Here is a 16,018-nt window from a genome sequence, read left to right as displayed (position 1 = left end):
AGCTACAAATTTAGCAACTTTGCATCACATGATTCTAATTGTTTTTAAATATTTAACGCCAAGAGGTTTTCGAGGTTTGACATTTTATCCATTTGTATTTCTTGCAGATAAGGATGATAAGTTGAATAAAGTATTTATTAATCATGAAAAAATTCATATTAGACAACAGTTAGAACTACTTATTTTGCCATTTTACTTATGGTATTTTACGGAATATTTATTTCGATTGATTCAATACAAAGATAGAAAAGAAGCTTATTTTAATATCTCTTTTGAAAGAGAAGCTTATAAAAATGAAAAAGACCTTAACTATTTAAAGCAAAGGTCTTTTTGGAGTTTTTTGAAGTATGTTAAAAAATAATTTTTTCGTTTTTTATTGCTCCATTTTCAAGTTTGATTTGTAAAAATAAAGCTGTATTGTTTTTTAATAGATTTTTGATAGTAAATTCAGTTGAATTGATGTCTTTGTAAACTCCTAAATTTCTTCCTAAAACATCAAAAACTGTTATTGAATGAAGCTTTTCATTTGATGAACGGATTACAATGTTCTCATTGGTTATTATAACTATATTATTATTTAATGATAAGTCATTGTTACTTAATGCGCTATTCAAATATACTATTTTGAAACGATTATTTATTGTTCCGCTTTGAGCACTAAAACGATATGGTGACACTTTTAAATCGTGTATTATATCTAATTCTTTATCTTTTAAATAAATGTTTTGAGTAGTAAAGATCCCATCCAAACCGCCAATTCCAATATCATAACTTCCAGAATTTTGTAGGTGAACTCCAATAGGTACTTCATCATAAACATCAAATGGAAGTTGGCGTCCTTGAATCAAAAATTTATCAGAATTTATCAATGAATAAATTGACATAGAACCTGTTTTTAAAGTCTGACTATCAAAGAAACTATCTCTTCCCATTGTAGCTCCTTCAATATATCCGAATAAAGTTCTGTCTGATTGATTGTTGCTGCTTATTAAATCTAACCAAATTCTATTTCTAACCAAATTATTTACATCAAAAGTTGAATTAGTTTGTGTTAAAGGAGTGCTCATTCTGTAGAATAAGCTGTTGTCGTAGGAAGCGCTTCTTAAACCATTGTTGAATGTAACGATGTCTGAGCCTGCTGGTCCATCTATCATTTGAACAAAAAATCCTTGTCCAGCTCCTATAAATAAGTCGGAAGCTGCAGCTGGACAACAACTAGTTCCTGTAAAATTATAGGTCAAGTAATCTCCTGGACTATAATTATAAAGATAACTATTGTAAAACGGACTAGCAATAATTGAAGGAAGAGTTCCATGAGTCCAAAGTTTAATATTTCCTTCAATTTTTGTGTTGTTATTGAAAAGAAATTGACTTCCTCTAATTGCTGATGGATATGGATTCCCTAGAAGATTCCAATTGTCACTGAAATTGTTGATTTCAGTTCCATTTATCCCTTGATGATAAGCTGTATTTTGGTCGGTACCTCTAGAAATGGTATAGTTAATAATTCCGTTATTAGGCGTGCCTACAAACGTTCCATTTAATGGAGCTGGTATTGTTGGACTAAAGGAACTTGGGCCTCTCACAATATATCCTTTTGCTGTTAGCATCGTGTTACCAGTTGCAACCTCCCAATTTCCTTGTCCACCATTAGTATTTGCAATTGTTGGATTCCATTTCCAAATTGGACCAGGAATTAATGGCGAAATTATATTATTTACATTATAGTTTGAAACTGGTGAAGACCAATAAACATAGTCTAAACTTCTTATGTTATTAGCGGTTCTTCTATAGGTGATATTTCCAGTATTTGATGTATTGTTTATTTGAACTAAACTAGCAGTATTGTTTATTATAAATGAGCCAGTAGCTTGAACATTAACCCAATCAGTTACAGTAATGTTATTTGTTGAATTTATAGTTAAAGTAGCTCCATTCAATACTGACAATGTTCCTGCAAGCCCATTATAATTTGTTCCTGATACTATTGGATTGTTCGGTGTAATAGGTATTACAACGCAATCACTTCCGTTAGGAATTCCAATTGGTGTCCAATTATTCGCTTTGTTCCAATCGGTATCGATAGAACCATTCCATGTTTTTCTGCCACTAATTGTTAATGTGGTAGTATCTATTAAATCTAAGGTTGTTCCATTACAAAAATTATAGGTTACTTTAGCTGTATAAGTCGTTGTAGCAGTTGGGCATACGTTAATTGTTGCAGTACTTCCTATTATTGGTCCGGCTGTTCCGTTTCCTTCGTACCAAGTTATTGTTGTTAAAGAGGTTCCTGAAGGAACAAATCTCCATGCTTCATTAGTTGTTGTCCAATCTACACTTGTTGAGTTTCTGTTTGGTGCCACAACGGCTTGACTTCCTGTCGCATTTTGTATACCAACCAAAGCATTACCAGAATTCCATGAGGCGCAAACTCTTTTTTCTTTCATATAAACCTCAATAATATTTGTATTTTCATATAAAACAATCATTCCAGTGTAAAGTAAGGAGTTACAAGATGCTGAAAACATTGGAATTTCATTCCAAGAAGCGACTAAAGCACGACATCCCGAACTTAAAGTAACCAATTCCCAACCAACTTCACCACCTTCACTAGGGTCAATATCATGATAAGCACCAAAAATACTGTTTAAAAACAATGAGGTGCTAGGTAAGTCATTTGAGAAAGACCATGTAGAATAACCTCCAGGAGAATTACTTGTTTGATCAAAAGTGATTACGCCGTTTGAACCAATTAAACATTGATTGTATGTATTGCCATAATAACAAAAGTTAAAAGGTAAGCTGATTGTTGGAGACCAAACATCATCAACATTTATGCTTACAGAGTTTTGTAAACAACCAAATTGATATGGAGGCGAATATGGAATTGATTGCACAGTATAGTTTGTTGTTTGTCCAAGTTGAATGAAATTAGCCTCTAAATTAGTACAAGTTGAAGTTGAGCAATCTAAAATAGGTAAGGGATCTAAACCATTTAATCCAAGTCCACCAGCAACATTTGTTGGGCATCCCATACTCGATAAACCAATTCCTCCTCCAGGAGAACACGGAGTTGTAATACAGATACTAAAGGTTCCTTGGCCGCTTCCGTTTGCATTACTATGAACTCTTATTGTGTAGGTTGCCCCAATTGTAAGTCCAGTTAATGTTGTTGTTTCTACGTTAGAACCGGTTGTGTTATTAATACATGCTGAACTAATTAAACTACCACAAGTGCCACTAAAAATTTGAAAAACTGCATTTGTTAATGTTGTTGGAGTAATAGTTATTGTATGATTGACATCAGTTGCGATAAATTGATACCAAACATCATCATCTGCATTTCCTGTGCAGCCTGCTTGTGATTGAGTAGCGCCTAAAGTTGTTCCAGTTGTACTTATAGTACAGGTTATGGTTGGGTTGATTGTGAGTAATTCAGCTGTTGCACATTCATCGTTACTCGGTGGTATTGGACTGGTAACACAAATGCCAAATGTACCATTGTTATCATTCCCATATTCCCAAACTCTAATATAAACAGTTTGAAATGGAGTTAATCCTGATAAAGTTAGACTTGGCATTGCACCATTTAAACTTGAATCATCATCACATCCTAAAACGGTAAGACTTCCGCATGAACCCGAATACACTGCCATTCCACCATCAGTAATAACTCCGGTTTGAGTGTCAATAATAAGTATACCATTAGAAGGAACAACAGCTGTAAACCATACATCACTACCTAAATAACTTGAACATGCTGGAGCAGGAGCACCTGAACTTGCTGTAGCCCCTGCATTTGTATAAGTTGCATAAGAGCATACAGCGTTTACAATTAATGGTGTTGCACTTATACAGTCATCATTTACTGGAGGTGTTAAAGGACAATTAAGTATAAAACTAACACTTCCTCCTATAGCGCTTTCAGGATCTAAAAGGATGTAATATTGAACACCAGAAGTTAATGTAAATCCAGGACTAGTAATGGCTCCAGACATATCGTCTATACAAGTCCATCCAGTACCATTACATCCTAAAGATGCTAATTTAAATTGATAATCAATATAGCCAAATGAACCAAGCTGACTAATAGTATAACTTCCAGTTTGAGTTGGTGTAAAGGTAAAAATTTGCTCATTTCCTGGCGTTGTCCATCCACATGAAGAAGGACTATAAATTCCAGTACCAACTGGAATAGTTGCATTTATGGTTGTTCCACAACTAGAGATATTAGGAATGGCAACACATGGATTTGGAGCTAATGCACAAGATCTAGATATTGTAAAAGTTCCTGTTGAAGTATTTCCAGACGAATAATGGGCTATGTAAATATAATAATTAATCCCTGAGATTGTTGAAAACGAATAGGTTTCTATTCCGCTTGATAATGCTGAATCTTGACAAGTAATACTTGTTAGCGAACCACAAGATCCGCTAGAAATTGACATTTCAATATCATAACTTGTAGTTGTAACAGAAATGGTTGAGTTATTTCCATCTCCAACAAATGTGTACCAAACTCCATAGTCTGCCATACTACATCCTGAGTTATTTACAATATTACTAGTATTTATTGTTGTTCCTGCTATTGTTGTTGCGCAAGGTAAAACAGTAGCATTAGTACATAAGTTATTTGATGGTGGAGGTGGAGGTGAAGTAACACATATTGTGAAAGTTCCTTGATTGCTTCCGTTTGCATTACTATATACTCTGATATAATAACTATTGGTTGGTGTTAATGCTGATAAAGTTATAGTTTCAGTATTCGATCCTGTTGTTAAATTGACACAATTTAAACTAGTTAATCCAGCGCATGAACCACTAAAGACTTCAAAAACAGCGTTTGTTAATGTCGTAGGAGTTACAGTAATTGCATGAGTGCTTCCTGTGGCAATAAAACTATACCAAACATCATCATCTGCATTACCAGTGCATCCAACTTGTGATTGTGTTGCTCCAATTGTTGTTCCAGATGTGCTAGTTGCACACGTCGCAGTTGGATTAGTCGAAACCAATGTAGCATTAGAACAGTCATTGTTTGAAGGAGCAACTATAGCAGCTGATGTTAAGGAAATATTGTCTACAGCTGCAGGAGGATTGGTACCGAAACTTCCATCATTCGCCCACTCAAAAACCAATCTAAAAGTTGTGCCTGCGTAGGAAGTTGGAAGGTTAAAGCTTACGTTTGCCCATGTTCCTTGAAGACTATAATTCGCAAGCCCTACTTGAATTCTACCTGTTGGAGCTGTTCCAGTGGTTGTTATTTCAGTTCCGTATACAGGATTATAAGTTGTTGGAACCAGCCATATTCTTAGTCTGTCAAAAGTTGATTCACCTTGTCCAATCCAACTAAAAGATAATATTATGTTAGTTTCACCACCGAGAACAGTCACATTTCTGTAAAAGTGTGATGCTCTTGCAGTACCAGTCGCATAGGTGTGTGGAGGAGTTCCTGTTGCATTATTAGTAACATATGCTGATCTAGCGCCTGAGAAACCTGTTGTTGCGCCTGTATTACAAACCCATTGATTTCTTCCAGTTTGTGCAGGATTGTTTGTAGTCCATCCATTTAAAGCAAATGTAGTTCCAGTTTCGAAACCACCATCGCCTGTTGGTGATATTATAGTAGTTTGTGATTGAATTTGAAACGAAATGAAAAATAATACAATACATACTAAATACTGTACTTTTATTGGAACCAAATTATTGTTAAAAATTAAAGGTAATTTTTTCAGCATATCAAGTTGATTGTATTTATCAAAAATAAACAAAAACATGTAAAAAACAAGTTTTAATGCATAAAAAATGTTAAATATTTAAATAAAAAAAAACTACAGAAATTTCCGATTTTTAACCTTTTTAAATCTATTATAAACTGCTTTGTTTTTAAAATTATCAAAGAAAAGATAAACAGATTATAATTTGTTCTAAAAATTGTGATAATAAAAATGATTTTATAAATAAATATTTTTAAGAATTGTATGATAGTAAAATCCGAATTCAACAAAAATAATCGATTAAAAACAAATTTATTCGACTAAATGATTTGTTGTGTTTTTTTTCTATTTTTTTTTATCTTCTTTAATTTTTTTTTCTAATTTTATAAATTAAATGTTTGATTATGAAGAAGTTTATAGTATTAAGTTTTTTGGTAACAAGTTTGTTTACAAGCAATTTAGTTGCTCAAATCTATGTTAGTAATAATAGCTACGTTTTTAATAGAGGTTCATTAGTATATTCTAGAGGAAATCTTGAACTTAATGGATTGAATAGTAATTTCTATGTTAGAAACGAAGGACAATTTCTTCAAGGAACAACAGGAAGCTCAACAAATACAGGTGCTGGAAAATTATCTGTTTTTCAAGAAGGAACCGTTAATAATTTTGCATACAACTATTGGTGTTCGCCAGTTGGAAATGCATCTGCAGCATCTGGAAATGAAGATTTTGGGATTACTATGTTAAATGTTCCTACAACTAGTACTTCAAGTACTCCTGTAACAATTACTAGTACTAGTTATAATGGAGTTTCTAATACAGGAACTTTAACAATTGCATCTTATTGGATTTGGCGATTTTTATCTTCGAATGGATATTTTCAATGGGTTCAGTCTGCAGCGTTATCAAATATTTCTGCTGGTCAAGGATTCACAATGAAAGGTGTGAGTGGAACTGATACTACGAATCCTAGTGAAGCTGTTGCAAATAATATTGGAAGTGCTCAAAGATACGATTTCAGAGGAAAACCTAATGATGGGAACATTACAATTAATGTTGCAAATGCAGCTTCAACTTTAACAGGAAATCCTTATCCCTCTGCGATAGATTTGAATTTGTTTCTAGTTGGAGGTCCTGGACCAGATTTAATTTCTGGAACAGGAGATGATATACCTGGAAATCCAAATTGTGATGGAACTGCATTGTTTTGGGAACAAGATAAAACTGTGAATTCTCACAATATTGCTCAATATAGAGGTGGTTATGGAACATATAATGGTACTACGAGTATATATTCTCCAGCAACTTTTTATACTTATGATCTAGCTGGAAATCAAGGTTCTGTTTTTAGTAATCCAAATAATGTTTATCAAAGAAGATTTTCGCCTATTGGGCAAGGATTTATGGTTAGAGGTGTTGCTAATGGAACATTGCAAATGAGAAATGTTTATAGAGTATATGTAAAAGAAGGTGTTGCAAATAATTCACAATTCGAAAGAAGCTCAGACGAAAATTCCACAGTAAATTATGGTTTTTATGATGCAATTCCGAATCTTGCAGGAGTTGATTATAGTCAGATTAGTAAAGCACCAACACCTCATTTTGTTGTAAATACATCATTAAATAGTCAAGCAGTTAGACAAATTGCAATCGGATTTTTGCCAAATGCAATTGATGGAGTTGATTTGGCCGATTCGAAATTTCCTGAAGCTACCGAGAACATAAGCACCGATATGTATTTATATTTAAATAATGAGCCTTATGTTCACTCTGTAACAAGTTTTGATATCAATAAAAGATTTCCTATTGGTTTTAAAAACATTAATACTGGTGTTTCAACATATGCATTAAAAGTAAATGAGTTTGTCAATTTTGATGTTCAAAATGTGTTTTTATTTGATAGTTTAACGGGACTTTATCATGACATTAAAAATAATTTCTATGAAGTTGTACTTGCTCCTGGTGAACATAATAATCGTTTTGAAATCACTTTTACAGATCAATTATTAGCTGTAACTGAAAATAACATTGAAGACTTGGCAATCGTTCAAAATAATACTAATCAATTGCTTACAATTTCTAATCCTAACGATTTAGATTTAAAAACAGTAGTATTGTTTGATATAACAGGTAAAAAAATATTTGATAAAGTAGATTTAGGAACAAAAACTACTTATGAGTTTTCTACAGGTTCACTGAGTGAGGGAGTTTATATTGTTAAAATAGAATCTACAAATGGACAAAGTTTAGGACAGAAAATTATTGTTGAAAGAATTAAGTAGTTGCAATTCATAAAAAAAGTACAAAGAGGTATCCTATTTTGGATACCTTTTTTTGTTTCAAAGAAGATAACATTTGTAACTTTGTAAAAAAATAATCTTGCGAGTTCCTACACAAGAAATAATATTACCAAATACAACAGTCAAACTCTACATAAGACGTGAAGATTTGATTCATCCTTTTGTTTCTGGAAATAAATTCAGAAAACTAAAGTATAATTTGTTAGAAGCAAAAAAACAAAATCATAGAACTTTACTCACTTTTGGAGGTGCCTATTCAAATCATATTGCGGCAGTTGCATTTGCAGGAAAAGAGAATGGATTTAAAACAATTGGAGTTATACGCGGAGATGAATTGAGTTCTAAAATTTCTCAAAATCCTACTTTAAAATTTTGTCAAGATAACGGTATGGAATTTGTTTTTGTTTCAAGAGAACAATATAGATTGAAAAGCACAGAAGATTTTTTATGTAATCTTAAAAATGATTTTGATGATTTTTACTTAGTTCCAGAAGGAGGAACTAACGATTTTGCTGTAAAAGGTTGTGAGGAAATCTTGTCAAATGAAGATGAAAGGTTTGATTACATTTGTTGTGCCATAGGAACTGGAGGAACAATATCTGGGATTATCAATAGTTCGACTTCACGTCAAAAAGTTTTAGGATTTCCATCATTGAAAGGTGATTTTATAAAAAAAGATATTCGTAAATTTGCAAAAAAGGAAAATTGGGACATAATTTCTGATTATCATTTTAGTGGATATGGAAAGGTTTCAGATGATTTGATTGAATTTATTAATGATTTTTACAAAAAATATTCCATCCCATTAGATCCTATTTATACAGGAAAAATGGTTTTTGGCGTTATAGATTTAATAAATAAAAATTATTTCTCTGAAGATTCTCAAATTCTACTAATTCATACAGGTGGAATTCAAGGTGTTCAAGGAATGAATTTAAAATTGAGTAATAAAAACTTACAAACTATTAATTTCAATGATTAAGAAAATAATTTTATTATGTTGTATTGGTTTTTTCATCGCTTGCGGTTCTAATAAGCCAGTTGTGAGAACATCTAAAAGTTCATCTCCATCTAAACCTGTAGTTAGAACAGTTAGAAAACCTGTTGAAAAACCTAGTAATCCTGTTAATACAAATTCTGAAAACGGCACGAATTCAACCGCTAAAAATGATGAATCAACTCAAATTTTGGAAGCTACAACTCGAGTTAAAGTTACCACAGCATTGGTTTTAGAATATATTGAAAAATATAAAGAAATTGCCATAAAAGACATGAAAGAATACGGAATTCCTGCAAGTATTACATTAGGTCAAGGAATTTTAGAATCAGGAGCTGGTACAGGACCATTGAGTGCTCAGGCAAATAATCATTTCGGAATTAAATGTCACAAAGAATGGACTGGACCAAGTGTAAAATATGACGATGACGAAGCACAAGAATGTTTCAGAAAATACAATAATCCAGACGAATCTTATCGAGATCATTCCTTGTTTTTAGTTACAAGAGAGCGTTATTCTAATCTATTTAAACTTGATAAAAACGATTATGTTGGCTGGAGTAAAGGTTTGAAAAATGCTGGTTACGCAACCGATCCAAATTATCCAACAAAATTGATAGGATTAATTGAAAGATATCAATTGCAAAAATATGATGCTGAGGTGTTGGGAATAAATTATGTTCCAAATAATGTCACATCAATTGATAAGTCCAAAGACATTGTTTCAACAAATATTGATTTACATCAAGTAATCAAAGGTGATACATTGTATTCAATATCAAAACGATATAATATTTCTATCGATGATTTGAAAAAGAAAAATAATATTTCTGATACTGGAATTTCTATTGGTCAAAAGTTGATTGTAAAATAGTTTACTACAAATAAAATAAAAATAATGCTATATAAAAGAAGCAGTCAGTTATTTGCTGATGCAGAAAAAGTGATTCCTGGAGGTGTAAATTCGCCTGTAAGAGCTTTTAAAGGTGTTGGTGGAACACCTATTTTTGTAAAAAGTGCCAAAGGTGCTTATTTATATGATGAAGACGCAAACCAATTGATTGATTATATTAATTCTTGGGGTCCAATGATTTTAGGTCATGCTTTTCAGCCAGTTATTGATGCAATAACAGAAAGAGCTAAGTTAGGAACTTCTTTTGGAATGCCTACAGAACTAGAAACGAAAATAGCTGAATTAACAGTTTCAATGGTTCCAAATATTGATAAAATTCGTTTTGTAAATTCTGGAACAGAAGCTTGTATGAGTGCTATTAGATTGGCTCGCGGATTTACAGGAAGAGATAAAATAATAAAGTTTGCAGGATGCTACCATGGTCATTCCGATTCTTTTTTGATTCAAGCTGGAAGTGGTCTTAGTACTTTTGGTACACCAAACTCACCAGGCGTAACTCAAGGTACAGCAAAAGACACTTTATTAGCTAATTATAACGATATTGAAAACGTAAAAGCATTATTTGAAGCAAATAAAAATGAAATTGCGGCTATTATCATAGAACCAGTGGCTGGTAATATGGGTTGCATTCCTCCAGTTAAAGGATTTCTAGAAGATTTAAGACAAGTATGTTCTGATAATAACACATTGCTGATATTTGATGAAGTAATGACTGGATTTCGATTAGCTAAAGGTGGTGCTCAAGAACTTTACAATATTCAAGCTGACATAGTTTGTTTTGGAAAAGTTATTGGTGGAGGATTACCTGTTGGAGCCTTTGCTGCAAAAAATGAAATAATGAATTATTTAGCGCCAATTGGTCCAGTTTATCAAGCTGGAACTTTATCAGGAAATCCTTTAGCAATGGCAGCCGGTTTAGCAATGTTGGAAGCTTTAAATCAAGATACTGAAATTTTCAAAAGATTAGACGAAAAAACAGCTTATTTAGAAAACGGAATCAGAAAAGTACTCTCAAATAATAATGTAGAATTTACTGTAAATAGAGTTGGTTCGATGATTTCAGTTCATTTTGATAAAGGTGCCGTAGTTGATTTCAAAACAGCTAAAAATGGAGATAATGAAACTTTTAAGAAATTCTTTCACGGTCTGTTAAATCAAGGTGTTTATATAGCGCCATCTGCTTATGAAACTTGGTTTATAACAGACGCTTTAACTTATCAAGATTTAGATTATACTATTGATGCAATTGATAAAGTATCAAAAGAGTTGTAATAAAAAAAGCTTCACAAATTGTGAAGCTTTTTTTATATGTAATATTAAAATTATCTTTTTAATCTTTCAAACATTGCTTTGTTAGATTCAAGAATAGACATTTGTTTTTCACTTAATGTTGCTCTAATTTTAGCATCCATCACTTTTTCAAGTTCTGCTTTTCCTTCTGCAGATAAACTTCTATCTTCAAGAATTATGTATTTTCTTTCAAACAATCTATAAAAATCTTCAATTTGATTGTCTTTTAAACCTACTAATTCAGCAAGCTCAACAGCATCTTTCTTTGCAGCTTCTTGCGAAGTTAGTCTTTTTTCTTGAGCATTAGCGCTTATAGTAAAAGCACAAACTAAAGCGAAAATAAAAAATATTTTTTTCATGTTTTTTAAATTATTTGACGTCAATTATATTCAAAAATAATTCATTTAAATGAAAACACAAAATTTATTTTATTTATCTTCAGTTTTTTGACCTCTTTTCTTTTTGTCTTTCATTTTTTCAATCACTTTTTCTTTGCGATCTTCACGTTTTTGGTCCCATTTTGTATACTGTTCAGCAGTAAGGATTTTTTTCATTTCTGCTTTTAGCGCCTCTTGTTCTTTTTTCATTTCAGCTTTTCTTGTGGCTATTTCTTCTTTTGAAGGTCTTGCTTGTTGAGCACGTTCTTCTTTTAAAGCTTTCATTTCGGCTCTTTTTGCTTCTCTTTTTTCAGCTTGTTTAGTCATTAAAGCCTTTACTTCTTGTGCTTGTTTCTCGTTTAATGATAAGTCAGTAGTTAATTTTTTGACATGTAATTCAACTCGTTCTTCAGTTGATAATTTTTCTTTTCTTTCTCCTCTTTTTCCTTGGGCAAATGTTGTAAATCCTACAACTAGTAATGCTAATAAAAATACTTTTTTCATGATGTGTTTTTTAATTGTTATAGTGATAAGACTCACTCTCTTTCAAAAGGTTTATTCGTTAACAAATATTTAGTAAAAAAATATTGTTAGCCTATATAAATTTATAATCATGGTTGTATATTTGCAAAGTGAAAAAAATTATAATCATAGTAATTCTTGCTATATTTCTAAAACCAATTCTTCCGGTTATAGATTATGTTATTAATTATGATTATATCTCAAAAGTTCTTTGTGAAAACAAAGCTAAGCCACAACTAAAATGTAATGGTAAATGTCATTTGATGAAAGAATTGGCTAAAGCATCTGAAGATGAAAAACCAATTAATTCAGATAAAAAAGACAATTCTAAACAAGAAATTGAACTTTTATTCTGCAACGAAGTAACCGAAATTAATTTTAGACAAATTTACTTTCATAATAAAACTTCTATTGGAGACAACTATGCCAACTTATACTTTCACACGGTAAGTTACTCCGTTTTTCATCCGCCAACTTTTATTTCTTAAATTTTATTGAAAAGTTAATTCATATACAATTGAATTGACTGTATTCTTATATCCAAAATTGTTTTGAAGAGAACTCTTTTCAAGACTACTTATTCTATAAATTTTAATTAATAAAAAAAGACAAAAATGAAATTTCAATTAAAAAATATTGTAGCTGTTATGGCTATGGCTTTAGCATTCACTTCATGTTCAAACGATGATGATAACAATGATTCAGAAACTGGTGAAGGTAGTTTAAAAATAGAGTTTGATAATGTGTATGGTTCAGCAGATTTTGCTGCAAATACAGCTTATACGAACTCAAATGGCGAAGTTATTAAAGCAAATAAAGTTAAATATATAGTAAGTAACATCGTTTTAACAAAGGCTGATGGTACAACCTATACGGTGCCAAAAACGGAAAGTTATTTTATCATTGATGAATTAACTCCAGCCTCTACTTTATTAACAATTCCTAATATTCCTGCAGGAAATTATAAAAGTATTTCTTACGGAATAGGTGTAGATAAGGCTCAATTTGATTTAGGAGCGACCGGTCAAGGTAATTTCCTAACTACTGCTCAAAATGCAGGTATGATGTGGTCTTGGAGTGCTGGTTATAAATTTGTTGCCTTTGAAGGAACTTTCACATCTTCAACAGTAACAACTGATACTAATTTTAAACTTCACACAGGTCAAACAGGAACAGATTACAACTATGCTACAATTTCAATGAACTTTCCTGATAATGCATTGGTGAGAACAAATATAACTCCTCAAGTACATATCATGGCAGATTTAAAACATTTATTAGATGGAACTAATAAAATAAATTTATCTGAAGGAGCTACAATTATGGGAGGTTCAAAATTAGCTTTAGCTACAGCTAATTTGGCTAATATGTTTGAAGTTCATCATGTTCACAACGACTAAATAATTATAAAAGCTGTTAGCTTTAAACAGTTAACAGCTTTTTTAAACCTTATTAAAATGAAAACAAAAATTTTATTGTTGCTCATTTTTCCTATTCTTTGGAGTTGCTCTTCTGACGATTCTGATGAATATCAAAATATACCTATAGATTTTCAAATACCAAGTAATTTTCCTGCCGCTAATTATAATTTTGCTAATAACCCTTTAACAGAAAAAGGATTTGAATTGGGTAAAAAACTATTTTATGACGGTCGATTATCCTCAGATGGGATTGTTTCTTGTGGTTTTTGTCATATTCAAGAAGATGCTTTTACGCATCATGGCCATACTTTTAGTCACGGAGTTGGAGATGCTATTGGAACAAGAAATGCACCTCCAATTCAAAATATGGTATTTCAAACTACTTTTATGTGGGATGGAGCGACGACACATTTAGATTTGCAACCAATAATTCCTTTTACAAGCGAAATTGAAATGCATGGAAATTTTGAGAATGCAATCAATATGATGAAAAATGATGCAGCTTATAAAAAATTATATAAGCAAGCTTTTTCTAATGGCGAAATTAATTCTGAAAATATGTTGAAGGCATTAGCTCAATTTCAAATTCTGTTAGTTTCTTCCAATTCTAGATTTGATAAATACAGAAGAAATGAACAAGGAGGAAATTTTACAGCCGATGAGTTGGATGGATATACCATTTTTAATCAAAAATGTGCGTCTTGTCATGCAACAGATATTTTTACTGACAATTCTTATAGAAATAATGGCTTAACAGTAAATCCGTCTATTAATGATGTTGGTAGATATAGAGTTACAGAACTTCCACAGGATATGAATAAATTTAAAGTTCCAAGTTTAAGAAATATTGAAAAAACAGCTCCTTTTATGCACGACGGAAGATTTTTTACACTAGAAGCTGTTTTAGACCATTATTCTTCAGGTGTTGTTAATTCAACAACTTTAGATGCTAGTTTAAATAATTCAGGTGTTTTAGGAATTTCTTTATCTTCAAGTGAGAAAACTAAACTTATTGCTTTCTTAAAGACATTAACTGATAATGAGTTTTTAACGAATCCTAAATTTGCAGAATACTAACATTATGAAAAAACATATTTTACTTTTAGTTTTATCTATACAATTTAGTTTTGCAATTACTAAAGATACTATACCAATAAATTATAACTATTCGAAGTTTAGCAGTTTTATTAAAGTTGATGACGATTGCGACGCTTGTGGTTGCTCTGCTAGTGGAGGTAGTATGGGTTTTTCTTCTATGTTAAATTCCAATTTTGTTGGAATTAGATATTTTAATCAAAGTTATAAAAGTACTAATGGTTTGTATAGTAACTCGCCATGGTATGATGAGAATTTCAATACAATGCAAGTTTGGGCAAGAATTCCAATTGTAAAAAAAGTACAAATTTCTGCTTTAATTCCTTATCATTTTCACAATAGAGAAACTGCTTTAGGAAGTGAGAAAATTTCTGGCTTGGGAGATCTTACTCTTTTAGGAATGTATGATTTATATCAAACACATAAAGATAGCACAGTTTTTATTCATAAACTTCAAATTGGTGGTGGATTGAAAATTCCAGTTGGAAAATTTGACGAGACTAATAACGGAAGTGTTAATCCAAGTTATCAAGTTGGAACTGGGGCATGGGATTATCTTTTAGCTACAGAGTATGTTATAAAAAGAAAAAAATTCGGATTGAATTCAATGTTGAATTATGTGATAAAAACGGAGAATCAAAAAAACTATCGTTTTGGAAATCAGTTTAATTATGCGTCAACATTGTTTTGGGTATATGAAACTTCAAAGGTTTCAGTTGTTCCACAATTGGGAATAGCTGGTGAAGTTTTTGAAACTAATTATCAACATAATCAAAAAGTTAGAAATACTTCTGGCGATATTTTTATGGGTAAATTTGGATTTGAAATGGGTAAAAAGAAATTTTCATTTGGAGCAAATATTATGCTTCCTATAAACCAAAACCTTACTGGAGGCAATGTTGTTGCCAATCATCGTTGGAGTGTAAATCTCAACTATAGTTTATAAAAAAATAGGCGATTCAATTGAATCGCCTATTTTTTATTATATTCTAATATTATTTGCTAGAAAACTGAGTTAATCTGTTGTATAATTCTTTGTTTTTCTTTAGAGCTTCAATTTGCTCTTCGTTGAAAGCACCTAATAACTTTAAAGTGTATCTTTCAAAAACAGCTTTTTTCTCCTCTTCATTTTTAGAGTTATTTATGTCTTCATTTCTCATGAAAAGAAGTGAAGTTAAATCATTTCTAAGGCTATCTTCAATCTTAATTGTTTTAGAGATTTGAGTAATTTGTTCAATAATAATTTCTTTTGAACCTTTTTCGATTGTAGTGTTACTTGCTGATAAAGCTTTGGCTTCCTGAGCATTTGCATTAAAACTAAATGCTAAAAACAATGTGAATATTGCGATAATTCTTTTCATAATCTTCTTTAAATTAATTTGTTGA

General features: G+C 31.4%; 13 protein-coding genes. 9 read left to right on the top strand and 4 right to left on the bottom strand.

From position 1 onward, the window contains the following. Positions 1-28 precede the first annotated feature (28 nt). On the top strand, positions 29-361 hold the full coding sequence (locus tag ABD771_RS02770) for a hypothetical protein (RefSeq protein WP_345090322.1): 333 nt from the start codon (positions 29-31) through the stop codon (positions 359-361). Here the strand turns inward: ABD771_RS02770 and ABD771_RS02765 are convergent. After that, on the bottom strand, positions 351-5,738 hold the full coding sequence (locus ABD771_RS02765; protein WP_345090319.1) for a hypothetical protein: 5,388 nt from the start codon (positions 5,736-5,738) through the stop codon (positions 351-353). The two genes, ABD771_RS02770 and ABD771_RS02765, sit on opposite strands and share 11 nt — an antisense overlap. Positions 5,739-6,121: 383 nt before the next feature. Between ABD771_RS02765 and ABD771_RS02760 the strand changes: the two genes are divergently transcribed. The 4 genes from ABD771_RS02760 to hemL all read left to right on the top strand — a co-directional run bounded on the left by ABD771_RS02760 (position 6,122) and on the right by hemL (position 11,199). Beyond that, positions 6,122-7,999 (top strand): T9SS type A sorting domain-containing protein, encoded by a 1,878-nt coding sequence (locus ABD771_RS02760; RefSeq protein WP_345090315.1) that lies wholly within the window; start codon positions 6,122-6,124, stop codon positions 7,997-7,999. 97 nt (positions 8,000-8,096) lie between these two features. Further along, positions 8,097-8,999 (top strand): 1-aminocyclopropane-1-carboxylate deaminase/D-cysteine desulfhydrase, encoded by a 903-nt coding sequence (locus tag ABD771_RS02755; protein WP_345090312.1) that lies wholly within the window; start codon positions 8,097-8,099, stop codon positions 8,997-8,999. Beyond that, on the top strand, positions 8,992-9,888 hold the full coding sequence (locus ABD771_RS02750) for a glucosaminidase domain-containing protein (protein ID WP_345090307.1): 897 nt from the start codon (positions 8,992-8,994) through the stop codon (positions 9,886-9,888). The genes ABD771_RS02755 and ABD771_RS02750 overlap by 8 nt, the downstream gene beginning before the upstream one ends. Before the next feature lie 24 nt (positions 9,889-9,912). Continuing rightward, on the top strand, positions 9,913-11,199 hold the full coding sequence (gene hemL / locus ABD771_RS02745; RefSeq protein WP_345090304.1) for a glutamate-1-semialdehyde 2,1-aminomutase: 1,287 nt from the start codon (positions 9,913-9,915) through the stop codon (positions 11,197-11,199). A 50-nt stretch (positions 11,200-11,249) separates the two neighbouring features. Here the strand turns inward: hemL and ABD771_RS02740 are convergent, their stop codons facing one another. Next, positions 11,250-11,576 carry a hypothetical protein gene (locus tag ABD771_RS02740; protein WP_345090302.1) on the bottom strand — a complete coding sequence of 109 codons (327 nt, stop codon included), beginning with the start codon at positions 11,574-11,576 and terminating at the stop codon, positions 11,250-11,252. Positions 11,577-11,645: 69 nt separating this feature from the next. Then, a complete protein-coding gene (locus tag ABD771_RS02735) occupies positions 11,646-12,098 on the bottom strand; it encodes a Spy/CpxP family protein refolding chaperone (protein WP_345090299.1) in 453 nt (150 codons plus the stop codon). 128 nt (positions 12,099-12,226) lie between these two features. Here ABD771_RS02735 and ABD771_RS02730 point away from each other — a divergent pair, with 128 nt between their 5' ends. From ABD771_RS02730 to ABD771_RS02715, 4 genes are all read left to right on the top strand, one after another. Next, positions 12,227-12,604, top strand: coding sequence for a hypothetical protein (locus ABD771_RS02730; RefSeq protein ID WP_345090296.1), 378 nt, complete (start codon positions 12,227-12,229; stop codon positions 12,602-12,604). Between the two features lie 126 nt (positions 12,605-12,730). Beyond that, positions 12,731-13,516 carry an MbnP family protein gene (locus ABD771_RS02725; protein WP_345090292.1) on the top strand — a complete coding sequence of 262 codons (786 nt, stop codon included), beginning with the start codon at positions 12,731-12,733 and terminating at the stop codon, positions 13,514-13,516. Positions 13,517-13,573: 57 nt separating this feature from the next. After that, positions 13,574-14,614 carry a cytochrome-c peroxidase gene (locus ABD771_RS02720; protein ID WP_345090289.1) on the top strand — a complete coding sequence of 347 codons (1,041 nt, stop codon included), beginning with the start codon at positions 13,574-13,576 and terminating at the stop codon, positions 14,612-14,614. A gap of 4 nt (positions 14,615-14,618) precedes the next feature. Then, entirely contained in the window at positions 14,619-15,578 is a 960-nt protein-coding gene (locus ABD771_RS02715) for a transporter family protein (protein WP_345090286.1), read from the top strand. A 49-nt stretch (positions 15,579-15,627) separates the two neighbouring features. On the opposite strand, the gene ABD771_RS02710 is transcribed toward ABD771_RS02715, so the two are convergent. Next, positions 15,628-15,993 (bottom strand): hypothetical protein, encoded by a 366-nt coding sequence (locus tag ABD771_RS02710; protein ID WP_345090283.1) that lies wholly within the window; start codon positions 15,991-15,993, stop codon positions 15,628-15,630. Positions 15,994-16,018 lie beyond the last annotated feature (25 nt).

Source organism: Flavobacterium chungnamense (assembly GCF_039539165.1).
Classification (GTDB): domain Bacteria; phylum Bacteroidota; class Bacteroidia; order Flavobacteriales; family Flavobacteriaceae; genus Flavobacterium; species Flavobacterium chungnamense.
Note: the sequence above shows the minus strand (reverse complement) of the source record. Positions and strands in the feature narration are given on the sequence as shown.